The 24,738-nt window shown below is 67.2% G+C and carries 24 protein-coding genes and 1 pseudogene; 17 read left to right on the top strand and 8 right to left on the bottom strand.

Going from position 1 to position 24,738, the window contains the following annotated elements; translation table 11 throughout:
• Positions 1-13 precede the first annotated feature (13 nt).
• The 3 genes from FHS47_RS13985 to FHS47_RS13975 are packed head-to-tail and all read right to left on the bottom strand — an operon-like array spanning position 14 to position 2,726.
• On the bottom strand, positions 14-883 hold the full coding sequence (locus FHS47_RS13985; protein ID WP_167029030.1) for a cobalamin-binding protein: 870 nt from the start codon (positions 881-883) through the stop codon (positions 14-16).
• Positions 880-1,668: an ABC transporter ATP-binding protein gene (locus FHS47_RS13980; protein ID WP_167029027.1), complete on the bottom strand. Its 789-nt coding sequence runs from the start codon at positions 1,666-1,668 to the stop codon at positions 880-882. Before FHS47_RS13980 ends, FHS47_RS13985 begins: the two co-directional genes overlap by 4 nt.
• The gene (locus FHS47_RS13975; protein ID WP_167029024.1) at positions 1,665-2,726 is read right to left on the bottom strand and encodes an iron ABC transporter permease; all 1,062 of its coding nucleotides are present in this window, start codon (positions 2,724-2,726) and stop codon (positions 1,665-1,667) included. Before FHS47_RS13975 ends, FHS47_RS13980 begins: the two co-directional genes overlap by 4 nt.
• Before the next feature lie 65 nt (positions 2,727-2,791).
• Here FHS47_RS13975 and mgrA point away from each other — a divergent pair, with 65 nt between their 5' ends.
• From mgrA to FHS47_RS13955, 4 genes are all read left to right on the top strand, one after another.
• On the top strand, positions 2,792-3,823 hold the full coding sequence (gene mgrA, locus FHS47_RS13970; RefSeq protein WP_343203528.1) for an L-glyceraldehyde 3-phosphate reductase: 1,032 nt from the start codon (positions 2,792-2,794) through the stop codon (positions 3,821-3,823).
• Positions 3,824-3,978: 155 nt separating this feature from the next.
• Positions 3,979-5,229 carry a DUF4331 domain-containing protein gene (locus FHS47_RS13965; RefSeq protein WP_167029018.1) on the top strand — a complete coding sequence of 417 codons (1,251 nt, stop codon included), beginning with the start codon at positions 3,979-3,981 and terminating at the stop codon, positions 5,227-5,229.
• Entirely contained in the window at positions 5,222-6,037 is an 816-nt protein-coding gene (locus FHS47_RS13960) for a HupE/UreJ family protein (RefSeq protein WP_208382022.1), read from the top strand. The genes FHS47_RS13965 and FHS47_RS13960 overlap by 8 nt, the downstream gene beginning before the upstream one ends.
• Positions 6,038-6,041: 4 nt before the next feature.
• Positions 6,042-6,851, top strand: coding sequence for a DUF4198 domain-containing protein (locus FHS47_RS13955; protein ID WP_167029015.1), 810 nt, complete (start codon positions 6,042-6,044; stop codon positions 6,849-6,851).
• Here the strand turns inward: FHS47_RS13955 and FHS47_RS13950 are convergent.
• From FHS47_RS13950 to FHS47_RS13940, 3 genes are all read right to left on the bottom strand, one after another.
• On the bottom strand, positions 6,846-7,841 hold the full coding sequence (locus tag FHS47_RS13950; RefSeq protein ID WP_167029012.1) for an alpha/beta fold hydrolase: 996 nt from the start codon (positions 7,839-7,841) through the stop codon (positions 6,846-6,848). The genes FHS47_RS13955 and FHS47_RS13950 overlap by 6 nt on opposite strands.
• Positions 7,842-7,919: 78 nt before the next feature.
• Entirely contained in the window at positions 7,920-8,765 is an 846-nt protein-coding gene (locus FHS47_RS13945) for an AraC family transcriptional regulator (protein ID WP_167029009.1), read from the bottom strand.
• A 62-nt stretch (positions 8,766-8,827) separates the two neighbouring features.
• Entirely contained in the window at positions 8,828-9,469 is a 642-nt protein-coding gene (locus FHS47_RS13940; RefSeq protein ID WP_167029006.1) for a TetR family transcriptional regulator, read from the bottom strand.
• Between the two features lie 94 nt (positions 9,470-9,563).
• Between FHS47_RS13940 and FHS47_RS13935 the strand changes: the two genes are divergently transcribed.
• Genes FHS47_RS13935 through FHS47_RS13925 form a run of 3 tightly spaced genes read left to right on the top strand, consistent with a single transcriptional unit; the run spans position 9,564 to position 11,157 of the window.
• Positions 9,564-10,229 (top strand): O-methyltransferase, encoded by a 666-nt coding sequence (locus FHS47_RS13935; protein WP_167029004.1) that lies wholly within the window; start codon positions 9,564-9,566, stop codon positions 10,227-10,229.
• Between the two features lie 31 nt (positions 10,230-10,260).
• Positions 10,261-10,710 (top strand): helix-turn-helix transcriptional regulator, encoded by a 450-nt coding sequence (locus tag FHS47_RS13930; protein ID WP_167029001.1) that lies wholly within the window; start codon positions 10,261-10,263, stop codon positions 10,708-10,710.
• Positions 10,711-10,746: 36 nt separating this feature from the next.
• Positions 10,747-11,157 carry a VOC family protein gene (locus tag FHS47_RS13925; RefSeq protein ID WP_167028998.1) on the top strand — a complete coding sequence of 137 codons (411 nt, stop codon included), beginning with the start codon at positions 10,747-10,749 and terminating at the stop codon, positions 11,155-11,157.
• Here FHS47_RS13925 and FHS47_RS13920 read toward each other — a convergent pair.
• Positions 11,141-11,626: a nuclear transport factor 2 family protein gene (locus FHS47_RS13920; RefSeq protein WP_167028995.1), complete on the bottom strand. Its 486-nt coding sequence runs from the start codon at positions 11,624-11,626 to the stop codon at positions 11,141-11,143. The genes FHS47_RS13925 and FHS47_RS13920 overlap by 17 nt on opposite strands.
• A gap of 107 nt (positions 11,627-11,733) precedes the next feature.
• Between FHS47_RS13920 and FHS47_RS13915 the strand changes: the two genes are divergently transcribed.
• The 4 genes and pseudogenes from FHS47_RS13915 to FHS47_RS19810 form a co-directional block, all read left to right on the top strand.
• On the top strand, positions 11,734-12,441 hold the full coding sequence (locus tag FHS47_RS13915) for a DUF3348 domain-containing protein (RefSeq protein WP_167028992.1): 708 nt from the start codon (positions 11,734-11,736) through the stop codon (positions 12,439-12,441).
• Positions 12,442-12,451: 10 nt separating this feature from the next.
• Positions 12,452-14,329 (top strand): hypothetical protein, encoded by a 1,878-nt coding sequence (locus FHS47_RS13910; RefSeq protein ID WP_167028989.1) that lies wholly within the window; start codon positions 12,452-12,454, stop codon positions 14,327-14,329.
• On the top strand, positions 14,326-14,976 hold the full coding sequence (locus FHS47_RS13905; protein WP_167028986.1) for an OmpA family protein: 651 nt from the start codon (positions 14,326-14,328) through the stop codon (positions 14,974-14,976). Before FHS47_RS13910 ends, FHS47_RS13905 begins: the two co-directional genes overlap by 4 nt.
• Positions 14,977-15,010: 34 nt before the next feature.
• Positions 15,011-15,289 (top strand): annotated as a pseudogene (locus FHS47_RS19810) (DUF2894 domain-containing protein); the annotation flags it as partial.
• A gap of 128 nt (positions 15,290-15,417) precedes the next feature.
• On the opposite strand, the gene FHS47_RS13895 reads toward FHS47_RS19810, so the two are convergent.
• Positions 15,418-16,356, bottom strand: a complete 939-nt coding sequence (locus FHS47_RS13895; protein ID WP_167028980.1) for a LysR family transcriptional regulator — start codon at positions 16,354-16,356, stop codon at positions 15,418-15,420.
• A gap of 105 nt (positions 16,357-16,461) precedes the next feature.
• Here FHS47_RS13895 and FHS47_RS13890 point away from each other — a divergent pair, with 105 nt between their 5' ends.
• The 6 genes from FHS47_RS13890 (at position 16,462) to FHS47_RS13865 (ending at position 24,725) form a co-directional block, all read left to right on the top strand.
• Positions 16,462-17,322, top strand: coding sequence for an aldo/keto reductase family oxidoreductase (locus tag FHS47_RS13890; RefSeq protein WP_167028977.1), 861 nt, complete (start codon positions 16,462-16,464; stop codon positions 17,320-17,322).
• A gap of 98 nt (positions 17,323-17,420) precedes the next feature.
• Positions 17,421-20,516: a response regulator gene (locus FHS47_RS13885; protein ID WP_167028974.1), complete on the top strand. Its 3,096-nt coding sequence runs from the start codon at positions 17,421-17,423 to the stop codon at positions 20,514-20,516.
• The gene (locus FHS47_RS13880) at positions 20,489-21,346 is read left to right on the top strand and encodes a CheR family methyltransferase (protein ID WP_167030200.1); all 858 of its coding nucleotides are present in this window, start codon (positions 20,489-20,491) and stop codon (positions 21,344-21,346) included. Before FHS47_RS13885 ends, FHS47_RS13880 begins: the two co-directional genes overlap by 28 nt.
• An 8-nt stretch (positions 21,347-21,354) precedes the next feature.
• Positions 21,355-21,930 carry a chemotaxis protein CheB gene (locus FHS47_RS13875; protein ID WP_167030197.1) on the top strand — a complete coding sequence of 192 codons (576 nt, stop codon included), beginning with the start codon at positions 21,355-21,357 and terminating at the stop codon, positions 21,928-21,930.
• Positions 21,927-23,054 (top strand): hybrid sensor histidine kinase/response regulator, encoded by a 1,128-nt coding sequence (locus FHS47_RS13870; RefSeq protein WP_167028971.1) that lies wholly within the window; start codon positions 21,927-21,929, stop codon positions 23,052-23,054. Before FHS47_RS13875 ends, FHS47_RS13870 begins: the two co-directional genes overlap by 4 nt.
• Before the next feature lie 102 nt (positions 23,055-23,156).
• On the top strand, positions 23,157-24,725 hold the full coding sequence (locus tag FHS47_RS13865; protein WP_167028968.1) for a glycoside hydrolase family 30 beta sandwich domain-containing protein: 1,569 nt from the start codon (positions 23,157-23,159) through the stop codon (positions 24,723-24,725).
• Positions 24,726-24,738: the final 13 nt, after the last annotated feature.

Below are 24,738 nucleotides of genomic sequence, written 5' to 3'. Positions count from 1 at the left end.
TTTCAGGGCGCCGCTAATGGAATGCCCGGCTCCGGGCTTCGTCGAGCACGCGACAGAGCGTGGTCACGCCGGACAGGATCGAGGGAGAGGGCAGCGCCAGCGTCGGCGCGTCGAGGGGGAGCACGTTGCCGTTCCGTGCGGCCGGGAGGAAGCCGGTGCGCTTCCACTCGTCCAGGGCGCCGCCGTCGCCGCCGCCGAGAATGACATCGGGACGGCGGGCGATCACGGCTTCACGCCCGACGGTGGGTGCAGCCTGGGTGAGGTCGGCGAAGATGTTGTCGCCGCCGCAGAGATCCAGCGCGTCGTCGATGATCTGGGCGCGTCCGACGGTCATCAGGGGCCGGTCCCATACCTGGTAGAACACTTTCAGCCGCCGTTTACCGGCGTAGGCGTTGCGCAGGGTTTCCAGGGACGACTCGAAGGCGCGGGCGTGCCGTTCCGCCGTGTCTTCCGTTCCCGCCAGCACGCCGAAGCGCCGCACCGCGGAAGGGATGTCGGCGAGCCGTGTCGTTTCTGCGTAGAACACGGGCAGGCCCAGACGGACGAGCTTGTCGACCTGCGCGGCGGCGTTTCCGCTTTTCCACACGATGACGATGTCGGGCTTCAGGCCCACGATGCGCTCGAGGTCGATCATCGTGGCGTCGCCCACTACCGGCACCTTCTTCGCTTCCGCCGGGTATTCCGTGAACCGCGAGGTGCCCAGCACGTAGGCGCCCGCGCCCGCGGCGAACAGCGTGTCGGTGATGTTGGGGGCGAGGCTGACGATGCGCCGAGCAGGCGCGGGCAGGGCAACGGTTCGTCCCGCGTCGTCGACCACGCTGACGGAGGCCGCGGCCGATGTGCAGGCGACGAGCAGGGCAAGGCAGGCCAGCAGGTGTTTCACGGGGGCGTTCCGTGCAGGCGCGCGGCGCGGAAGAAGGGCTCATTTCCGAGCAGCACGGCGTGGATGGGATGGTGGAATGCAGCGGTCAGGTGCTCGCTGGTCACCACGTCGTCCTTCAACCCCGCCAGCGCGCCGCCCTTGCCGTCGAGCAGCACGGCGTGCGTCGCATGCTGGAAGGCGAGATTGATGTCGTGCACGGTGTAGACCACCGCCTTGCCATGCGCGGATGCCGCGCGCATCAGTTCGTGCAGGGTCTTCATCTGGTGGTGAAGGTCCAATGACGACAGCGGCTCGTCGAGGAGCAGCATGTCCACATCCTGTGTGAACAGCGTGGCGATGTTCACACGCTGGCGCTCGCCGCCCGACAGCGTGGTCACGTCGCGGTCTGCCAGGGATTCCAGTTCGAAGGTGTGCAAGGCGTGTTTCGCCGGGCCGGTGTCGCGCTCGCCCCAAGCCCAGAAGGGCAAGCTGGGATGGCGTGCCGACATCACCGCTTCCATCACGGTGAGGCTGAACGCGTCCACGATCGTCTGCGGCAGGAAGCCGCGCCGGCGCGCGAGTTCGATGGGGCGATAGCCGCCGATATCGCGGCCACCCAGCAGCACGCGCCCGCCATCGGCCGCACGCAAACCGGCCAGCGTGCGCAGCAGAGTGGATTTGCCGGCGCCGTTGGGGCCGAGCACGCACCACACCTGCCCCGGCGCCACGCGCATGTCCAGCGCTTCGACGAGCGTGCGGCCGCGCATCGACAGCGCGAGCGATTCGGCGACGAGGTCGAGGCTCATCGCCGCCGTACCAGCAGGAACATGAAGGTCGGCACGCCGATGACGGCCATCACCGCGCCCACCGGCAACTGGATGGGATCGGCCACGACGCGCGAGATGGTGTCGGCAATGGTGACCACGATGCCGCCGCCGAGAGCGCACGCGGGCAGAAGCACGCGCTGGTCGTTGCCGACGAGGCGCCGCAGTGCGTGCGGCACCACCAGGCCGACGAAGCCGACCGTTCCCGCGGTGGTCACGGCGACGGCGGTGGCGAGCGAAGCGACGACGAAGATGGCGGACTTGACGACGTTCGGACGCACGCCGAGTGCGCTGGCCGACTCCTCGCCGCGCATCAACAGGTTCAGCTGGCGGCCGAGCGGCGCGACGAAGAGCACGCATGCCAGCAGCATGAGCACGGGCAGCCACGCATGCGCCACGCCGCTCAAGTCGCCCATCATCCAGAAAAGCATGCCGCGCAGGTTCCTGTCGGGCGCGAGCACCAGCATCATGCTGACGATGGCGCCGAAACCCGAGGCGAGCATCACGCCGATCAGGATGAGGTCGGTGGAATCCTCACGCTGCGCCGCGCGGGCGCGAGCGAGCAGGTCGCGATGGGCGAGCACGAACACGGTAACGCACGCGAGCAGCGCGCCGGCCGCGGCGCCCATGGCGGTGATCGCGGCTCCCGCGCCGGCCAGCATGGCCGCCAACGCGCCGACGGCGGCACCGCCGGACAGGCCGAGCGTATAGGGGTCAGCGAGCGGATTCCGCACGAGGATCTGCATGAGGCACCCGGACACCGCCAGCAGGCCACCCACCCCGTAGGCCGCGACGGCGCGCGGCACGCGCAGCTCCCACACGATGGCGTGCATGGCGGTATCCGCCGGCGACACCAGTGCCTGCCAGGACGACGCGATGGTGGAATCGGCACCGCCCAGAAGCACGGAACCCAGCAGTACTGCCAGGCCGCACACCAGCATCACGGCCCACAGGCGAAGGGCCGATGCGAAGGTGGTGGTGCGGGGTAGCGCCGGCTCGCGACGGGCGGCTGCCAGATCCAGGTGGTGTCGTCGATGCATGCCTCGGGAAGCGTAACATGAGGGACTTCATCCGGCCGTCCCCCACATCCCAGCGGAGTTCCCCAGTGACCTACCAGGCAGCCTCGGATCGTTACGACAACCTCATGCCCTACCGCCGCTGCGGACGCAGCGGCATCGACCTTCCCGCCATCTCGCTCGGCCTGTGGCAGAACTTCGGCGGTGCCGACGTGTTCGAGACGGGCCGTGCCATCCTGCGCCGTGCCTTCGACCGCGGGGTGACGCATTTCGACCTCGCGAACAATTACGGCCCGCCGTATGGCTCGGCGGAAGAGAACTTTGGCCGGGTGATGGCGAGCGACTTCGCTCCCTATCGCGATGAGATGATCATCTCCACGAAAGCCGGCTGGGACATGTGGCCGGGCCCCTATGGCGGCATCGGCGGCAGCCGCAAGTACCTCATCGCCAGCCTGGACCAGTCGCTGAAGCGCATGGGCCTCGACTACGTCGACATCTTCTATTCCCATCGCGTGGATCCCACGACGCCACTGGAGGAAACGATGGGCGCGCTCGCGCACCTGCACCGGCAGGGCAAGGCGCTATACGTGGGTATTTCCAGCTATTCCCCGGAACTGACCCGGCAGGCGGCCGCCATACTCGCCGACGAGCGCGTGCCGCTGTTCATCCACCAGCCCAATTACTCCATGTTCAACCGCTGGATCGAGGACGGCCTGCTCGACACGCTGGAAAGCCTCGGTACCGGTTGCATCGCGTTCTCGCCGCTGGCGCAGGGTCTGCTTACATCGAAATACCTCGGCGGCATCCCGGCCGACGCTCGCGTTACCCGCGAGGGTTCGCTCGGCAAGGCGCAGTTGAACGAGACGAACCTCGCGCGCGTCCGCGCGCTCAATGCCATCGCGGAACGCCGTGGCCAGACGCTCGCGCAGATGGCCATCGCGTGGGTGCTCCGCGATCCGCGCGTCACCTCGGCGCTCATCGGCGCCCGCACGGTCGCCCAACTCGACGATTCCCTGGGCGCCCTGCGCGGGCTTACTTTCTCGACGGAGGAACTGGCCGAGATCGATCGCTACGCGAACGACGGCGGAACCGATCTCTGGAAGGTATCGGCGGAACTCTGATCCGCGCTCGCAAACGCCGCAGCGTGCGTGGGTGCTCACCTCGCGCACGCCTGCGGTAACTCTAGTCCGGACGGGTTGAGTCGCTAAAGATTTCGACAGCCGGAAAAGGCTGCTTCGCCTGTACTGCGTACCTGTCTCCTCTCGGGTACGAACACATGCGAAACGGACTGTTCCTCATCGTCTTCCTCATGCTGGCACCGGGCATGGCCGCATGGTCGCCGGCGCGTGCCTCCGACCACCTCGACACGCCCACCGTGGCGAAAGACCCTCGCGCGGACATTGGCGACATCTATGCCTGGACGGCGCCCGACGGGCGCCGGCTGAACCTCGTGATGACGATTGTCGGGCGCAGTTTCTCCGATCGCATCGCCTACACGTTCCATGTCGACAGCGGCAATCGCTTCGGAGAGACGACGGCGAGCACGACGCTTACCTGTCGCTTCAGCGCATCCTATGTCGCACGGTGCGAGTTGGCGGGCGAACGCGCGGATGGCATGGTCGATGCACCAGACGGCTTCGCCTCGCCGAGCGGGCGGCTAAGAGTATTTATTGGCCGGCGCGACGATCCGTTTTTCAACAACGTCAAGGGATCGCGCAGCGCCTTCGAGGTCGCGGCGGCGGCGCTGAAAGGCGGCGTGTCGATGGACGAAGACGGCTTCCCTGCGTTCGATGCCGCGACTGTCGCGTCGATCCGTGAGCATTGGCGGCAGACCGACGGCGGGCCGGGAAGGAACTTCCTCGCAGGCTGGACTCCGTCCGCGATCGTCGCCACAGTCGACCTTGGCCTTGTGAACACCGGCGGCTCCATGCTCGCGGTGTGGGGCGAGACGGCGACCGACCACGGCCGCATCGATCGCGCCGGTCGGCCCCTCACGGGTAACGCGTTGCTGGCGCCGCTCGCTCCCGACACGGTGAGCGACCGGCTGAAGGAGCGCTACAACCGCGCTGAACCCGCCACGTCCGCCCAGTTCGTTTCGGATATCCAGCGCAGCCTCGGACTTTACGATGGGTACGACGGCATTCGTGGGAACCAGTGGCTGGCCGATACGCGGGCGCGCCCGGGGGAACGCTACAAGCGCCTTGCGGTCCTGCTGGCGGACGACCGGCTCTGGGTGAACGTCGCGGCGGTCACTTGCACGCAACTGTTCGCGGTGGAGCTCGCGGCGCTTTCCGGTCGCACCGATCTTGCCCATGACTGTGGCGGTCGCACGCCGAACTACGATGCGTCGAACGTCTACCGCTCCATGCTCGCCGCCGGCGACACGCGCAGCATCGACGACGGCGTACATCGCGACGACCGCGTTCATTCGCCCGTGCGATTCCCTTTCCTGGCCGCAGCCGAAAACGTTGTGCCTGCGACGAAAGCGGATACCGGGGCCAACCCAGGCAGTGAGTACCGTGAATAGGGTGGTTGCTCTCGTCGCCGCGACGATGGCGGCGGGCTGGGTGGAAACGGCCATGGCACACGCGGGAACAGGGCTTGCCGGCGGTTTCGCGGCCGGGTTCAGCCATCCCTTCGGCGGCATGGATCATCTGCTCGCCATGGTCTCGGTGGGCCTGTGGGGAGCCTTCCTCGGCCAGCCCCTGATCTACAGGCTGCCCGTCGTCTTCCCCGGCCTGATGGTCGTGGGCGCGATCTTCGGCATGGCCGGCGTGGCACTGCCACCGGTGGAGTGGGGCACCGCCTTCTCCGTACTCGTGCTCGGTATCTGCATCGCCGCCGCATGGCGGCCTCCCGCCTGGTTCGCGTTGGCCGTCGTGGCCGTGTTCGGCCTCTTCCATGGATACGCCCATGGCAAGGAACTGCCTTCGGCCGCCGATCCTGTCGGCTACGCGGCCGGGTTTGTGCTGGTCACGGGCTCCCTGCACGTGCTGGGCATCGGTCTTGGCGAGGTGAAGCGCCGGCGCGCCGGCATGCGACTGCTTCGCTGCGCCGGTGCGATCGTCGCGGCAGCAGGCGTCGCGTTCGTCGCGGAGGCTGCGCGAAGCGTGCGGGTGGGCCACACGCTGCTGCCGTGGATCGTGTTGGCGGTGGTCGTCGGGATCGTCGCCATGTCGTGCGCCGCCATGGCCCGGCATGCGACGGCGGGCCGCGCCACGCCCGCCGTCGCGTGGCGCGTGCTCCTGAGCTGGTTGCTCGCGGTAGCACTGCTGACTGCGACCCTGGCATGTCTTCCCGTCACCCCGGGGTACGCACCCGACCACCTGGAGTAAGTCCATGCGCCGCACGATCCTCTGGATGTTCCTTGCCGTCGGCGGCCCCGCGATCGCGCACGATTTCTGGCTGCAGCCGCAGGCGTTCCGCGTGCAGCCCGGCGCCGTGACCCCGTTCACGCTGCAAGTGGGACACGGGCCGTACCGGCAGCGCTCGCCTATTCCCGCGAGCCGCATCGTCAGGTTCCAGCGTATCGGACCCGCCATGCGGGACGACTTGCGCAGTTCCTTGCATCCCGGTGGCCGTGCGGACGACGGTACGGTCGCATGGACGGGCAGGGGCACCTACGTGTTGGCCCTCGATACCGACAACCGCGCCGAAAGCCATCTGCCGTCGCTGCGCTTCAACGATTACCTGGTAGCGGAGGGGCTTACGCCCGCGTTGGAACGGCGCACGCGCGAGCATCGCATGGACTACGACGAGACGGAGGTCTATAGCCGGCATGCGAAGGTCATCGTGCAGGCCGGCGATCTCGACCCTGCCGCGCGTGACCAGGTGACCGAACCCATGGGTATGCCGCTGGAAATCGTGCCCGAGGTGAATCCCCATGCGTTGCCGCGGCCGTCGGTGCTACCCGTTCGCGTGCTGTATCGGGGAGAGCCCCTGGCCGGCGCCACCGTGAAGCTTACCGACCTCGACCATGACGAGAAGCCAGTGGAGGTTCACCTCACGAACGCGGCCGGCCGTGCGACGTTCGCACTGCCGGTCCGGGGGCGATGGTTGCTCAATGTCATCTGGACGCGCCCCTTGCCGCCCGATGGAGAAGCCGATTACGAGACCGACTTCGCCAGCCTCAGCTTCGGGTTTTCATGACGCGGACCAGAGCTCCCTTGCTTCGGCAGCGATCACGTCGGGGAACTCCTCGGGAAAGAAAAGCTTCGCCTCGGCGATACGGTGCACGCCTCGGGAATGGGCGAACGTGCGGTCCAGATATGCCGCGCCGGCGGGCGAGAAGATGGTGTCCGACATGCCCCAGACCACGCGCACGGGTGCCGGACAGGCGGCTAACTTCGGCCCGATGCCGGCAAGCGAGTTCTCCTCCAGTGCCAGAGCGTAGGCGTGCGTTCGGTCGGGGTGGGCGACCAGCGGCGAGAGGTACATTTCCAGCGCTTCGTCGGTCGGTTGCCCGGGTTTGCAAAAGGTCATGCCGCCAAGGCCCTGCGACGAGCGTGCGAGCGCCTTGTCCTCCAGCCACGGGCGCAGCCATGTATCCACATAGGTGCGCTGGTGAGACATGGCGATCACCGGGGCCATGGCCGCCGGTGGACATTCGTGCTCGGTGTCGCAATTGGTGAGGAGCGGGCTGCGCACACGATCGGGGTGGCGCGTCGCCAGCAGTTGCGCCACGGCACCGCCACTGTCGTTCGCCACGACATCGGCCTGGCCGATCCCGAGGGTATCCATGAAGGATACGAGCATGTCCGCCTGTTCCGCCGGCGCCACGCTTTGGCCGGCGGCCGGTTCGGTGTATCCGAGCCCGAGGAAGTCGGGCGCGACACAACGGCGCACGTCCGCCAGTTGCGGCAGCACGGCTCGCCACTGGAACCCGTTCAAGGGGAAACCATGCAGGAAAAGGGCGGCGTCGCCGCCGCCTTGCTCGACATAGGCGATGTTGCCAAATCGCGTACGTGCGTATCGCCGCGCGGCGGTGAAGGCACGCGCATCCAGCGCCTTCCGCGACGCGGGCGGCGAGGCCAGCCTCGCTACCCCGGGGGCGCAGGCGGCCAATGTGCCTGCGGCCAGGCTGCCCACAGCCAGGCGTACGAAGGCACGGCGGCCGAAGTCGGTGGTTCCACTGTTCACGATCGCTCTCCCTTGCTGCCGCCCGATGCGGCGCACGTTAAGGAGACCACGGGTGCGTGGGCCGGGCTGTCGAAAAGTTTAGCGCCGCGTTTCCCTGCGGAAGTCGGCCGGGGTGCGCCCGTAGGCCTGGCGGAACGCGGCGGTGAAGTGGCTGTGGCTGGAAAAGCCCAGGTCGGCAGCGAGGGCCGACAGGTCGAGGTCCGGCCGCGCGACGAGATCCAGTGCGCGAGCCAGGCGAAGGCGCAACTGGTAGCGATATAACGGGATGCCTTCCACGCGCTGGAATACCTGGGTGAGGTAGACCGGCGATGCGCCGATTTCCGCGCCGACCTCGGCCAGCGACCAACGGCGCGACAGATCGCTGGCCAGCAGAAGTTTCACGCGATTGGCCAGACGGTGCTGGCCTTCGGTTGCCTGTGCGGCGTGCGTGCTGCGCGGTCCGAGACTGCGGCTCACGAGATCCAACAGCAGCGCCTCGGCTTCCATCGGCTCCATGGTTCCCTGTTCCAGGCCATGACGAAGCGCTGCCACCAGCGCCTGCGCATCGGTATCGATACGTCGGTGCTGGATGCGGAACCCTGGATTCGGCTGCCGATTGAGCAACGCGGCGGGAGCCAGCTCTTCGATGAGAGCGGGCGGCAGTTGCAACGAAAGACTGGCGTCGCTGCCCTGCACCGGATGCGCGATGCTGTAACCCTCGTCGGCGTTGAAGAAAACCACGTGATTGGCGTCGGCCACGGCCTGGTCGCGGCCGACGTGCCGCACGTAGACGCCGCGGTAGGGAAAGACGAGGTACGTCGAGGCGGCGCATTCCTCCGGTCCGCGATGCGCGCACCCGCCATGGCAGACCATGTTGCGCACCGACACGCTCGCCGTATCCAGCGAAGCGCTGACAGTCAGCTCGTTCGTGTCGGTTTGCGGCATCGGCGGGGCCTCCGCCGCGAGCCTAGCACGTGCTTTCGTGTCGCGACCCGGGTACCCGCAGATCAACCGGCCGGACGGGATCGCAGGTCGGCGAGATAGGCGCACACCATGTCCGCCAGTGCGTCGGCATACGTTTCGATTTCCTCGTCGCTGCGCGGTCGTTCCGAGAACTCCTTGCCCACGGCGCTCAGCGTCGTCTTGAGCAGGTCGCCGGCAAGGGCGCGAACCGATGCCGGAGTGTCGGGCAGCGCTTCCGCCATGAAGTCGGCCACGATACGCGCGCCAGCGGCGCGCACCTCGTGCGCCTCCGGCGCGTCGCGATAGAGCGGCGCGGCATCGTTCAGCGCCACACGCATGTCGGCTTCTTCGCATTCCGAACGGACGAAGGCGTGAACCAGCGTGCGCAACCGCTGCGGCGGCGATTGCGACGTGTCCTCGAGGATGCCCCGCAGCATGTCCGTGGTCTGACGCCACTCGTCGCTCTGCAAGCGGAAGAGGATGGCGGCCTTGTTCGGAAAGTACTGGTAAAGCGAACCGACGCTCACGCCGGCCTTCTCGGCAACCCGTGCCGTGGTGAAACGTTGCGCACCCTTCGCCGCCAAAACCTGAGCAGCCGCCTCCAGCACCGCGGAAACCAGATCGTTCGAGCGGGCCTGTTTCGGCTGTTTGCGCGAGGAAATAAGAGGATTCGGTCGCTCGGTCATGACGGTCGTCTCAATGCGAATAGGAAACCTGACGAATCAGTCGCATTCTAATCCGGCCGGCATTTCCTTTGTATTCCGACTGGAGCACGTCCCCATGACCACCCTTTCTTCCGCGCCCCTGGCTTCCCTGCTCGACCGCCTGTTCGAGGAGGCCGATGCCAACTCGCCGATGGCGGTGCCCTCCATCGCCGCCATACCCCGCGACGAACAAGAGCGCCTGATGCGCAGCAAGACCGATTACGCCGAGTTCTATGGGCGGCTGAAAGACTTCCCCCTGGCCGTGTCGCGGGCCACGGGCCGGCTGCTCTACATGCTTGCGCGCGGTTGCGGGGCGCGCAGCATTGTGGAGTTCGGCACGTCGTTCGGCATTTCCACCATCCATCTGGCTGCCGCGCTGCGGGAGAACGGCGGCGGACGATTGATCACCAGCGAGTTCGAGCCGTCCAAGGTCGCCCGCGCCCGGGGCAACCTCGAGGCTGCCGGGCTCATGGATCTCGTGGAAATCCGCGAGGGCGACGCCTTGCAGACGCTGGCGACGAACCTCCCCGAGACCATCGACCTCGTGCTGCTGGACGGTGCGAAGGCGCTCTATCCCGAGATACTGGATCTTCTGGAAAGCCGCCTCCGCCCCGGTGCGTTCGTCGTCGCCGATAACGCCGATTACAGCCCTGACTACCTGGCGCGCGTGCGCTCGGTGGACGGCGGCTACATGTCGCTGCCGTTCGACGAGGACGTGGAACTGTCGATGCGACTCGGTTGAGCCGACCCGGCTGGCGTGACACGATTCGTGCATGTCCAGCCGGCCCGCCACCGCCCAACACCTGCGCGATCTTGCCCGTCTTCGCCGCGTCCGCGACCGTATCGATCGCGACTATGCGCAGCCGCTCGACGTGGAAGCGCTGGGCCGTGCCGCGGGCATGTCGGCAGGCCACCTGAGCCGGCAATTCCGGCTGGCGTATGGGGAGTCGCCGTATTCGTACCTCATGACGCGGCGCATCGAGCGTGCCATGGCGCTATTGCGTCAGGGCGAACTGAGCGTCACCGAGGTTTGCTTTGCTGTCGGTTGCGCATCGTTGGGAACCTTCAGCACCCGTTTTGCCGAACTGGTAGGCGTGCCGCCAAGTGTCTACCGGGCGACGGAAGCGCGAGCCACGGAAGGGTTGCCCGCCTGCGTGGCGAAGCAGGTGAGCAGACCCGTCAGGAATCGAGAAGCGCCCATCGAGGAGTCAACCGTAGACTGATCGCCGTGGAATTCGCCACGCATGGGAATACTCGTGATGGATATCAGCATCTACTCCAGCTTCCTTCCGCAGGTCGACCCCGAAGCTTCTCTGGCCTTCTACCGCGACACGCTAGGCTTCGAGGTGCGCAAGGACGTCGCCTATGGCGGCATGCGTTGGATCACGGTGGGCCCCAAGGGCCAGCCGGACACATCCATCGTCCTGCATCCGCCCGGCGCCACTCCCGGACTCACCGACGACGAACGCCGCACCATTTCGGAGATGATGGCGAAAGGCACCTACGCCATGGTTATCCTCGCTTCGCGCGACCTGGACGCCACCTTCGATCGCATCCAGGCCACCGGTGCGGAAGTGGTGCAGGAACCGACCATGCAGCCTTACGGCATACGTGATTGCGCGTTCCGCGATCCGGCGGGCAACCACGTGCGCATCAATGAAGTGAAGTAACGCGCGAGGCGTGGCTCGCCACGATCACCCAACCGCCGTCCTTGCGTATGTACGTATCGGTGAACTGGAAATCCAGCGCGTAAGGTTTGCCGTCGCTCTTGCCTTCGACCCGGGTGATGCCGGTGACCACGGCGGCATCGCCGTATACACGCACTTTCGAGTCGCGATTGCGGAACACGTCGTACGTCGTGCCGCCGCGCAGGTCGGCCACCTCGTCTGCGCGCGTCGTCACCTTTCCGGTGGAACCGGTGAGCGTGAACGTCGGGTCGAGGTGTTTTTCCAGCCAGTCGGCGTCTTCCCTTTCGTACGCACTGCAGATCTCGCGCTCGGCCTGCAGAATCTGCCGCACGTCTTCGGTCTGCGACGGCGGCACGTTCTTTGCCGGAGCACCCTGGCTCAGGGCCAGCGCGGCGGCGGCCAGCAGGAGTGGCAACAGGCGGCGCGAGCGGGACGGGAGTTCGGCATGCATCGGCTGGCCCTCCTGGTGGGATGCGCCATGGTGCTACATGAACGGCCCGGGCGGGGTGAAGCTGGCCATACCGTGTAAAATCGCGGTTTTTTCTCAATAAGTTAACCGTGCAAGCTCTCCAGCGGACGACCGTCCGCGGCCCGACCTTCATCCGCCTGCTCGCGCGCCTCACGGCCGTCGAGGCCGGGGCATCGGGTCCGTCCCTGCCCGACCGGCTTAGCCGGTGGCTGGACTGGACCCACGCCATCGCGCTCTCCACGGCCCTCGACGGGCGTACGCCCCCGGCGCCGGAAGACGTTCCTGCCTTCGACAGCCGGGAGGAAGCCGAGTGCGCGCGTGCCCGGGCCACGCTGGTGAAGGCGATCGAAGGCGCACGGGAGCTGGCGCCCCGGGCGGCGAACCGCTCCGGCACGGCCGAAATGCTGGCGGATTTCGCGCCGTTCCGGCAGCGCTACCTCACGCTCCAGCGGTCGATGCAAGGCACCACGGGGCAGCTGCGTGGCCGCCTGCGCGACATGCTGGCGCAAGTTTCGCCGTCCACGGCCCGGCTGGCCGAGGTGGATGCGGTCATGGAGATGGCATTGAGCCCCCGCGAACAGAAGCTGCTGGCCACGGTGCCGGCGGTGCTCGGCGACCATTTCGACCGGCTGCGTCGCGCGGGCGAGGCGGAAGCCGCATCCGTGGAGGGCACGGTGCCTTCGCAGGACAGTTGGCTGGACAGGTTCCGCGGCGACATGCGCAGCGTGCTGCTCGCCGAGCTGGACGTACGTTTTCAACCGGTGGAAGCGCTGCTTGCCGCGCTTCGCACCCGCTAATCGGGTAGTCATGGTCAGGAATCTTCTCTACATCGCCGTTTTCCTCGTGGGCTTCGTCGCCGTGGGCTGGATCGGAGTGGGCTATGTCGGCTCCAACCCGCTCGGTGCCCTCGTCGCGGCGCTCATCGGTGCCTGCTATCTGGCGGGTGCCGTGGAACTGCAACGCTACCGCCGCGCCACGCATACGCTGCGCGACGCACTGGCTGGCCTGGACGACGTGCCACCCACGCTCGGACCATGGCTGGAGCGCCTGCACCCGAGCCTGCGCAGCCCGGTGCGCCTGCGCATCGAAGGTGCGCGCATGGCCCTGCCGACGCCTGCGATGACGCCCTACCTCGTCGGGCTCCTTGTGCTGCTGGGCATGCTCGGCACGCTCCTCGGCATGATGGCCACGCTGCGCGGCACCGGCGTCGCGCTCGAAAGCGCCACCGACCTGCAAGCCATTCGTGGTTCCCTCGCCGCACCCGTGAAGGGTCTGGGCTTCGCCTTCGGCACATCGATTGCCGGTGTCGCGAGTTCAGCGATGCTCGGCCTGCTGTCCGCGCTTTGTCGCCGCGAGCGTCTGCTTGTGGTGCAGCGCCTGGACGCACGAATCGCCACGACCCTGCGCCCCTATTCGCAGGCCCACCAGCGCGACGAGGCATTCAAGCTGTTGCAGCAGCAGACGGCATCGCTGCCCGTACTGGTCGAGCGGCTGGAAGCGATGATGGCGACGATGGAGCGGCAGAACCTCGCGGCGAGCGAGCGCCAGCTGGCGAACCAGGAATCGTTCCATTCCCGCACGGAAGCGGTGTACTCGCGCCTTGCATCGTCGGTAGAGCAATCGCTCCGCGACAGCGTGACCGAGAGCGCCCGCGCGGCCGGCGCAGCATTCCAGCCCGTCGTGGAATCGACCATGGCGGCGCTCGCTCGCGAAACCGCTGCCTTGCACGACACCGTGACCCAGGCCGTGCAGCGCCAGCTCGACGGTTTGTCCGGGCATCTCGACGCATCGTCGCGGTCGGTGACAAGCGCATGGAAGGACGCCGTCGCCGAGGCCACCGTGGTGTTCCGCGAAGGCGGCGCCTCGATGCTCCAGGCCGTGCAGCAGTCCCGGGCAGACCTCGAGGCAACCCTCGCCGCACGCGACGCCGAACGGCTGGCCGCATGGACGGATGCCCTCGCTGCCACCGCGGCGGAACTCAATGGGCGCATCGACCGCTCCGGCGAAGAAGCGGCCAACCGGCAGAAGGATATCTGCGACACTCTGGCCCGCACCGCCGCCGACGTGGTGGAACGCACGCAGGCACACGCGAGCCACACGATCGCGGAGGTGTCCCGACTGGTGGACGCCGCGACGGAAGCGCCACGCATCGCGGCGCAGGTGGTTGCGGAGCTTCGTGAAAAGCTCTCCGAGAGCATGGTGCGTGACACGGCGATGCTGGAGGAACGCAGCCGCCTGCTTGCCACGCTGGAAACCCTGCTCGACGCCGTGAACCACGCTTCGACGGAACAGCGCACCGCCGTCGACGCGCTGGTGGCCACATCGGCCGACCTGCTCGACCGCGTGGGCTCGCGTTTCGCGGAGCAGGTGGAGGCCGAGACCGGCAAGCTCGCGAACATCGCCGCGGGAATCACGGGAAGCGCTACCGAGGTGGCGAGCCTCGGCGAAAGCTTCGGCGTGGCCGTCGAGGCTTTCGGCAAGTCCAACGAGTCGCTCATGGAGCGCCTGGACCGCATCGCCGGCGCGCTCGACGCCTCGCTGGCCCGCAGCGACGAACAGCTTGCGTATTACGTGGCGCAGGCGCGCGAGGTGGTCGACCTCAGCGTGCTGTCACAGAAGCAGATCATCGAAGACATGCAGCGTCTCGGCAGCCGCGCCGAGCCGGCCGGAACGGACGCGGCATGAGCGACGAACTGGACATGGAAGGCGAGGCCGGCGTACCCATCTGGGCAGCCTTCGGCGATCTGATGTCGGTGCTGTTGGGCACGTTCGTGCTCATCCTCGTGGGCGTGATCGGCGTGCAGTTGCAGCTGTCGCACCGCCTGGACGAGGAAGTGAAGCAGCGACAGGCCGAGCAGCAGCGCCGCACGTCGCTGGAACAGGCCCTGGCGGCGCCGCTGGCGGCGGGCCGGGTCACGCTGGTGGACGGGCGTATCGGCATTCGCGGCAACGTGCTCTTCGCGTTGAACTCCGACCAGCTCCAACCGGAAGGCCGAGAGCTGTTGAAGAGCCTGGCCGGTCCGCTGACCCGCTACCTCACGTCGCGCGACGAGATCCTGATGGTCAGCGGATTCACCGACGACCAGCAGGTGCACGACGGCAACCGGCACTTCGCCGACAACTGGGAACTCTCCGCCGAACGTGCGCTCACGGTGACCCGCGCCCTCGTCGCCGAAGGCGTGCCGGCGTCTTCCGTGTTCGCGGCCGCGTTCGGTTCGCAGCAGCCGGTGGACTCGAACCAGAACGAAGAGGGCCGCGCAAAAAACCGTCGCGTCGAGATCGCGCCCATCCCGAAGCCTTCCGCCACCGCGGCGACGTCCCATGGCCCGTGAGCTCGACAAGGCCGGCACGTGCGCGGAGCGGCCACGCGGCCCGCTCGGCCGTCTCGTCGACGAACTCGCCGGCTCGGCACAGGCCTCCGTGTACCCCGAGCTGCCGGCACTGGGCGAGTTCCAGAAGATCTGGTCGCGCGTCCGCGCCGAGAGCCAGCTTCGGCAGTCGCTTGAAGACACCCCCGAGAACGCGGGCCCGCTCAATTCCAGTGCCCTGGTGCACCGGTCGATGGCCCTGATGCGCGAAACCTCGCCGGGCTACCTCCGCCATTTCCTTTCCTATATCGACGACCTGTCCTGGCTGGAGCGGCTGGGTGAAGGCAGGTCGGCCGTGGCTGGCACGGGCCAGACGGCGGCAAGCATCGGAAAGCGGCCAAAGAGTCCCAAGGCCCGAAAACCACGCGCGAAGCCGCAGGGCTGATCGACGGATTCCCGCGCGTGCTAGCGCGCGTCGGCGTCCGCTTTCCCGTCGCCGGCGTCGAACGCACCCGACCGAACGAATTCCACGAACGCACGCAAGGGCGAGGGAAGGTGCTTGCGGCCCGGATAGTAGAGGAAGGCCCCTTCGAAGGTCTGGCACCAGTCGTCGAGCACGGTCACGAGCTGGCCGCTGGCCACCTCCGGCGCCAACCAGTCGTCGAACAGGTGGACGATGCCCAAGCCCGCCACGGCGGCCTGTACGGCGAGGTCGAACGCCGCGCCGGTGCGCACGAGCAAGGGGCCGGGCGCATCGACACGGATCACCTCGCCGTCGCGCTCGAACTCCCATGGCGGCGTTGCGCCGCCGGAGAACTGGCCGCGCAGGCAGGCATGTTGCAGCAGGTCGCGCGGATGCCGCGGCACGCCGCGTGCCGCGAGGTACGACGGTGCAGCCGCCGTGATCAGGCGTTGCGCGCGCGGGCCGATGGGCAGGGCGATCATGTCCTGCTCCAGGCGTTCGTCGTAGCGGATACCCGCGTCGCAACCGGCCGCGATGAGGTCGACGAAGCTGTCTTCCACCACCACCTCCAGGCGCACGTCGGGATATCGCTGGAGGAAAGGCACGGCGATGGGCGCGAGCACCGTGCGCGCGATGTTGGCGGGCACGTTGATGCGCAGGGTGCCGGCGGGGCGGTCGCGATAGAGGTTCACCACATCGAGCGCGGCCTCCACCTCGCCCAGGGCCGGTACCAGGCGCTCCGCCAGCCGCGCCCCCACTTCCGTCGGCCGCACGCTGCGGGTGGTGCGATTGAGCAGTCGCACGCCCAGGCGGGTTTCCAGGCGGCGCACGGCCTCGCTCAGGCTGGAGGCCGACATGTCCCCCGTGCGCGCGGCTTCGCGGAAGCCGCCGGCACGCACGACGGAAAGAAAGGCGAGAAGGTCCTGAGGATCGGCGTTCATTGTTCGGTATTCCGTACAACCCGTGCCGATTCCAGCGGATTATCGAGCGACTGGTCAATCCCTATCCTCTGCGGCGTCCATCCACATCCTCCTCGGGAGACGCACATGAGCAGCTTGAGCAAGGCGGGTACGTACACCCTCGGCGACCGCGCCGTGAATCGCATGGGCTATGGCGCCATGCAGCTGGCCGGGCCCCAGGTGTTCGGGCCCCCGAAAGATCACGCGGGTGCCCTGGCCGTGCTCCGTGAGGCCATCGCCGCCGGCGTCAACCACATCGACACCAGCGACTTCTATGGCCCGCACGTCACCAACCGGATCATTCGCGAGGCGCTCGGCCCTTACCCGAAAGACCTGACCATCGTGACAAAGGTGGGAGCGGTTCGCGGCGACGACGCGTCATGGTTGCCAGCCTCCGAGCCGCATCAGCTCGAACAGGCCGTCCACGACAATCTGCGCAACCTCGGCGTCGACGTGCTCGACGTGGTGAACCTCCGGCTCATGGGCGACATTCATGCGCCCAAGGAGGGCTCCATCGAAGCGCAGTTCGCCACGCTGGCAGCGCTTCGCGAGAAGGGGCTGATCCGCCATCTCGGCCTCAGCAACGCCACCCTGACCCAGGTCAAGGAGGCCCAGGCCATCGCGCCGGTGGTCTGCGTGCAGAACCAGTACAACCTGGTGCAGCGAGGCGACGACGCCATGATCGACGCATTGAACGGCATGGGGATTGCCTACGTGCCGTTCTTCCCCCTCGGCGGTTTCTCGCCGCTGCAGTCGGAGGCGCTCAACGCCGTGGCGGCAAAGCTGGGCGCCACGCCCATGCAGGTGGCGCTCGCGTGGCTGCTGCAGCGTTCGCCGAACATCCTGCTGATCCCCGGCACGTCCTCGGTGGGACATCTGCGCGAGAACCTCGCCGCGGCGGAGCTGGTCCTGTCGGCGGAGGTGCGGGCGGAGTTGGAGACGATCTGATCGATCCGGGCCGGCGACGCATCGCCGGCCCGATCATCCACGAGGTCTTCACATGTCGCTGGGCTTAAATTCAAGGTTGCCTTCAGCCAGCGAAGACCATGGATTCCCATCTCCGGACGCGTGACGGCGTCGTCCTTGCCATCGTAGCGCTCATCCTGTTCTCGACCCTCTTGGCGGATGCCGTTACCCCCTTGGGCTACGCCGTCTGGTGCCTCTATTTCGTGGCGGTGGGGCTGACGCTCTTCCAGCGCCGCCTCGGCTTGCCCTTCATAACCGCGGCCATCGCCACGGCGTTCGTTGTGCTGGGCCTGAAACTGTCGCCCGACGGCGCGACGTCCAGCTATTCGTTCGTCAACCGATTCATTGGCGTGGTCTCGGCCTGGGCCATGGCGGCCGTGGTATGGCAGGCATTGCGGGCCCGCGAAGGGGCGGCGCGCATGTTGTGGTTGCAGGAAGGCCAGACAGCCCTGGCCGCGGCGCTGCGAGGCGAACAGACACCGCAGACCGTGGCGCTGAACGCGGTTCGTGCGCTCGCCGGGCGCATCGGCGCGGTCGTGGGCGCCCTGTACCGGATCGAGGGCGACAGGCTGGTGCTCGCGGGAGGGATGGCACTCGATGGTAGCCAGCCAAAAACCCTGCCTCTGCGCGAAGGGCTCCTGGGCGAGGCGGTTGCGCAGAACACTGTTCGCCGCCTCGGCAACCTGCCCGGGGAATACCTGCCGGTCGTGTCCACCCTGGGGCAGGGTAAGCCCGTGGAAGTGCTGCTCATGCCCGTGACGGCCGACGGCGTACCCATGGGCGCGATCGAACTCGGCCTGCTCGATGCCGACGATCCCTATCGCGCCCGCGAGGCGCTCCTGGACCAGAGCGCGGAAGTGGTTGGCGTCGCGATGCGCACGGCCCTGTTCCGCCAGCGTCAGGCGGAGCTGCTCGAGGAAACGCAGCGCCAGAGCGAGGAACTGCAGACGCAGCAGGAGGAACTGCGTGTCGCCAATGAGGAACTGGAAGAACAGAGCCGGGGCCTGCAGCAGTCGCAGGCGTCGCTGGAGGCGCAGCAGGCCGAGCTTGAGCAGACCAACGTGCAGCTCGAAGAGCGCACGCACGAACTCGAAGCGCAACGGCAGGCGCTGATCCGTGCACAGGCGGAGCTCACCCGCAACGCCCGTTCGCTCGAGGCCACCAGCCGGTACAAGTCCGAATTCCTGGCGAACATGTCGCACGAGTTGCGGACGCCGCTGAACAGCTCGCTGATCCTCGCCAAGCTGCTTGCCGACAACAAGTCCGGCACGCTCACCGACGAACAGGTGAAGTACGCCCAGGCCATCCATGCATCCAACAACGACCTGCTGGCGCTGATCAACGACATTCTCGACCTTTCCAAGATCGAGGCGGGTCACGTCGAATTCGCCGCAGAGCCAGTGGCCGTGCCCGCGGTGATGCAGCGCCTGCGCGAAACGTTCGAGCCGCTTTGCCGCGAGAAGGGGCTGGGCCTCGTCATCGAGCAGGCTCCGGGTGCGCCCGGCGAGATCGTCGGCGACATGCAGCGCCTCCTGCAGATCCTGAAGAACCTCCTCGCCAACGCGCTGAAATTCACCGAGGCCGGGCAGATATCGTTGCGCATCGAAGGCGCGGGCGACCGCGTGCGCTTCGTGGTCTGCGATACCGGCATAGGCATTCCGGCCGACCAGACGGAAGTGATCTTCGAAGCTTTCCGCCAGGCGGACGGCAGCACCAGCCGCCGCTTCGGCGGTACCGGGCTTGGCCTCTCCATTTCCCGCGACCTCGCGCGGCGTATGGGCGGCGACATCACCGTGGCAAGCGAGCCGGGACGCGGCAGCTGCTTCACGCTCGACGTACCGGTGGAGCCGCCGGCCGACGATGCCGCACCGCGCGCGGTGTCGCCGGTCGCGGCGGCGCCCATGCCGTTCTCCGGCCCGAGCGAAACCGCCGTTGCCGCGGCCGCTCCGGCATCGGAGCCGGTCTCGCTCGTGCCCGACGACCGGGCGGGCCGTACCCGGCCCGGGAGACTGATCCTCGCCGTGGAAGACGATCCCGTGTTCGCCGAAGCGCTGGTGGGCCTGGCGCACGAGCTGGATTTCGACTGCGTCGTGGCCGGCACGGCCGACGAGGCGCTGCGGCTCGCCGCCGAAATGGGGCCAAGCGGCATCCTGCTCGACATCGGCTTGCCGGATGTTTCCGGGCTCAGCGTGCTCGAGCGCCTGAAGCGCGACCCGGCCACGCGCCATGTGCCCGTGCATGTGGTGTCGGCGATGGAGCGCTCGCAGGTGTCCCTCGAACTCGGCGCCGTCGGCTACCTGCTGAAGCCCGCGAGCCGCGACAAGCTTGCCGGTGCCATTCGCCAGCTGGAGGAGCAGCACCAGCGCGTGGTACGGCGCCTGCTCATCGTGGAAGACGACGAGCAGCTTCGCGCCAATCTGAAGCTTCTGCTGGCGAGCCATCAGCACGAGATCGTCGCGGTAGGCACCATCGATGCCGCGCTGCGCGAGCTCACTACGTCCACGTTCGACTGCATGGTGACCGATCTCGCCCTTCCCGACGGGACCGGTTACGACCTGCTCGAACGCATGGCCGGCAGCGACGCCTTCGCCTTCCCGCCGGTCATCGTCTACACCGGTCGCTCGCTCACGCGGGACGAGGAACAGAAGCTGCGCCGCCACTCGAAGAGCATCATCATCAAGGGCGCCCGCTCGCCCGAGCGTCTGCTCGACGAGGTGACGCTTTTCCTGCACAGCGTCGAGGCGTCGCTCCCTTCCGACCAGCAGCGCCTGCTCAAGGAAGCACGCCAGCGCGACGCCATGCTCGACGGGCGCACCGTGCTCCTTGCCGAAGACGACGTGCGCAATGTCTTCGCGCTCACCAGCGTGCTGGAACCGCTGGGCGTGAAACTGGACATCGCGCGCAACGGCGTGGAGGCCCTGGAGCGGCTGGCCGCCAACGAGCCTGACCTCGTGCTGATGGACGTGATGATGCCGGAGATGGACGGCCTGACCGCCATGCGGCACATCCGTGCCGATCCGCGCTGGAAGAATCTTCCCATCATCGCGTTGACCGCGAAGGCGATGGCGAACGACCGGGAGTCGTGCCTGCAGGCGGGCGCCAACGATTACATGGCCAAGCCGATCGACATCGACAAGCTGGTGTCGCTCTGCCGTGTCTGGTGTTCGCGGCGATGACCGACGATGCCACCGAACTGTTCGACATTGAGCTGAAACTTCTGCTCGATGCGGTGTACATGCGTTATCACTACGACTTCCGCGGGTACGCCATGAGCTCGCTGCGGCGGCGCATGCGGCACGCCATGGGGCGGTTCGACTGCGAACGCATGAGCGACCTGCAACATCGTATCCTGCACGAGCCTGCCTTCTTCGCCGACGCCATGCAGTACTTCACCGTGCAGGTTTCGGAAATGTTCCGCGATCCGGCGTATTTCCTCGCTCTACGGGAGCAGGTACTGCCGGTGCTGAGAACCTATCCATCGATCAAGGTGTGGGTGGCCGGTTGCAGCAGCGGCGAGGAAGTATGGTCGCTGGCCATCCTGCTCGCGGAGGAGGAACTGCTCGAACGGTCCGTGATCTACGCCACGGACATCAATCCGGAAGCGCTCGCGAAGGCGGAACACGGCACGTTTGCCGCGGACCGGCTGCCGCTTTTCAGCCGCAACTACCTCGCCGCCGGCGGACGCGGTTCGCTGTCCGACTACTACACCTCCGCTTACGGCAACGCGATGTTCGATCGTCGGCTGAAGAAGCAGATGGTCTTTGCCGACCACAGCCTGGCGACGGATTCGGTGTTCTCGGAAGTGCACCTGGTGTCGTGTCGCAACGTGCTCATTTATTTCAACCGCGAACTCCAGGACCGGGCCGTGGGGCTGTTCCGCGACTCGCTCGTGCGCAAGGGCTTTCTGGGGCTGGGCGGCAAGGAGTCGCTTCAGTTCGGCGCCCACGCCGATGCCTTCGAACCCTTCGTGGCTAACCAGCGCATCTACCGTAAGGTGGCGCCGTGAGCGCGGACATGGCGTTGCCCCGCCCGTTGGAAGCGCTGGTCATCGGCGCGTCGGCCGGCGGTGTGAGCGCGCTGCAGACCGTGCTCGGCAGCCTCCCCGGGTCGTTCCAGCCGCCGGTGTTCGTCGTGCTGCACGTGCCCAAGGATCGCCCCAGCGGCATTCCGGAACTCCTCGGAGGCTACTGTGCGTTGCCCGTGCTGGAGGCCGACGACAAACAGCCGATTCGGCCGGGCCACGTGTACTTCGCACCGCCCGACTACCACTTGCTGGTGGAGAGCAGGGACGCCGTGGCGCTGTCGATGGACGAGCCGGTGCTCTTCTCGCGTCCGTCGATCGACGTGCTCTTCGAGTCCGCGGCGGCCGTGTACGACAGGGGCCTGCTTGCGATCCTGCTCACCGGCGCCAGTTCCGACGGCAGCGAAGGTGTCGCCGCCGTACGCGCGGCAGGCGGAAAGGCCTGGATACAGTGCCCCGTCGAAGCCGCGTCCCCCACCATGCCCAACGCCGCGCTGGCCCATGCGGGGGCCGACGCGGTCCTTCGCCTCGGCGAGATGTGCGAACGCCTCAAGGGAAGCACCGCATGAGCCTCGCTCCTGACATCGTATCCGTGTCGCCCGGCGGCTCGCCTGAGACGCATATCCTCATCGTCGACGACGTGCCGCAGAACCTCGTCGCGCTGGAGGCGCTGCTGGCCCAGGACGGCGTCGATATCCTGAAGGCCGGCTCGGGCGCGGAAGCGCTGGAACTCCTGCTCCGGTACGACGTGGCCCTGGCGTTGCTCGACGTGCAGATGCCCGAAATGGACGGCTTCGCGCTGGCCGAATTCATGCGCGGCTCGTCGCGCACGCGCCACGTGCCCATCATCTTCCTCACGGCGTCTCCGAACGATCCGGCACGCTCGTTCAAGGGCTACGACGCCGGAGCGGTGGACTTCCTGCACAAGCCCCTCGACCCTCGCGTGTTGCTGGGCAAGGTGAACGTGTTCATCCAGTTGCATCGCCAGCGGCTCGAACTGAAGGAACGCAACGAGCGGCTCGAGCGCTCGCTCCAGCTCAACGAGACGATGATCGCGGTGCTCACCCACGACCTGCGCACCCCGTTGTCGGCCATCAGCCTGTGCGCCGAACGGCTCGTGGAAGAGGCCGACGGCACGCCGCTCGCGCGGACCGCGTCCCACGTGATGAGCAGCGCCGGCCGCATGGCGCGGATGATCGAGCAGTTGCTCGATTTTTCCCGTATCCGGTCATACATCCTCAAGATGGATTTCCAGAAAGGCGACCTGGGCCAGGTGTGCGAGGACGTGGTCGCCGAGATGCGGCGTGCGCACGATGGCCTGCCGATCGGGCTGTCGACCAGCGGAAGCCTGCATGGCGTATTCGACGGCGTGAGGATCGCGCAGGCGGTGTCCAACCTCATCGGCAACGCCGTCCAGCACGGCGAAGCAGGCGAGGTGAGCGTGCACGCGGAAGGCATGGAGAAAGACTGGCTGGAGGTTTCCGTGCGCAATGCCGGCAGGATTCCGGAGCCGGTGCTCGGCCGCCTCTTCGAGCCGTTCAAGGGCAGCTTCCATCCAAGCAAGGGCCTCGGCCTCGGGCTCTACATCGCGGACCAGTTCGTGCGCGCGCACGGCGGAACGCTGCGCGCCGAAAACCTGTCGTCCGAGGTCTGCTTCCGCCTCCGGCTCCCGCGTGTTGGGGTCGCGGCGTAAGGTTAGCTATGCTGGCGCCGGTGCCATCCGGCCAGACATAGGCATTCCGACGCTTCGTGACTTCGTCGAACCACAACGCATGCGGCAGGAACGGTCGTCGCCATGGATGATCTGGAACGAAGTTCCGAAAGGGTTGCGGCCGTTTTCGTCGCACTGATGTCGCTACTGACGCTGGCGGCCCTCAGTGCGCCGCGTTACGAAGAGGAACGGTTGGCGGCCGCGCAAGCGGCCGAAGTCGCGCCCATCATGCCCGCGGTGGAGGTCTGGCTGAGCACCACGGGTAGCAAGCTCCGGCTGGCGCCGCAGCCCTCCCTGACGATGACCGCACGAGGCGATGCGCCCGTCGACATCGCCGTCGATGTCCAGGCCAGGTACCAGAGTGTCACCGGCTTCGGCGCGGCGATGACGGACGCTTCGGCGTGGCTGATCCGGAACCGGCTCGACGAGCCGCACCGCCAGGCCCTCTTGCACGAGTTGTACGGACCGCCGCCCAATCTCAATTTCAACATGATGCGCCTGACCATCGGCGCGTCGGACTTCTCGTTGAACCTCTACACCCTGGACGACATTCCGTTCGGGGAATCGGACCAGGAACTGCGCTACTTCAACGTCGCGGCCAACCTGCACGACCTGATTCCGACGGTGAAGGACGTACTGGCCGTGAACCCGGGCCTTCTCATCGTCGCATCGCCGTGGAGCGCCCCCGCCTGGATGAAGGACAGCCAGAACCTGATTGGCGGCGAACTGCTTTCCGAGTACGAGAGCGCCTTCGCGGACTACCTCATCAAGTACGTCGACACCTATCGCAGTCACGGCATTCCCATTTTCGCGCTTACCCTGCAGAACGAACCGGCCTATTCGCCGATCAGTTATCCGGGCATGATCATGGGCGCGGCGACGCGGGCGCGCATCATCGCGAACTACCTCGGGCCCAGGCTCGCGAAGCGCAAGCAGCGGACGCGCATCCTCGATTGGGACCACAACTGGAGCCATCCCGAACAGCCGCTGGCGGTGCTCGGCGACCCTGCCGCCGCGCCTTACGTCGACGGCGTGGCGTGGCATTGCTATGAGGGAAGTCAGCACGCACAAGGCCGCGTGCACCGCGCGCATCCCGACAAGGACGCCTATATCACCGAGTGTTCCGGCGGCGACTGGTCGTTGAACATGAATGGGGAACTGCTCTGGTCCGCGCGCAACCTGCTGGTGACCGGCATGCGGCAATGGGCGCGCGGCGTGATCTACTGGAACCTCGCCCTCGACGAGAACCACGGTCCGCACTTCGGCGGGTGCACGCTATGCAACGGCGTGATCACCATCGATTCGGTGTCGGGCGAGGTGACCCGCACCGACGAATACTACGCACTGGCCCATTTCAGCCGGTTCGTGTTGCCGGGTGCCGTCCGGGTGCGGTCCACCGATACCGACGCCGACAAGGGCATCGCCAATGTCGCCTTCCAGAACGTGTCCGACGATTCCGTCGTTCTGGTCATGGTGAACATCAGGAAGGAAGCGCGCACCGTCTCCGTCGCGCAGGGACAGACACGTTTCGACTACACCATCCCCCCGGAAAGCGTGGCCACGCTCACATGGAACCCGAACCCGGTGGGTGTATGGATGCGCCGGGCGATTGGCTGGCTCGGCCCGTCTGCGGCGCGCGGACGGGCCGAATAGGCGTGGCGACACG

The organism is Luteibacter sp. SG786, assembly GCF_011759605.1.
GTDB lineage: Bacteria > Pseudomonadota > Gammaproteobacteria > Xanthomonadales > Rhodanobacteraceae > Luteibacter.
This window is presented reverse-complemented; position numbering and strand designations above follow the sequence as displayed.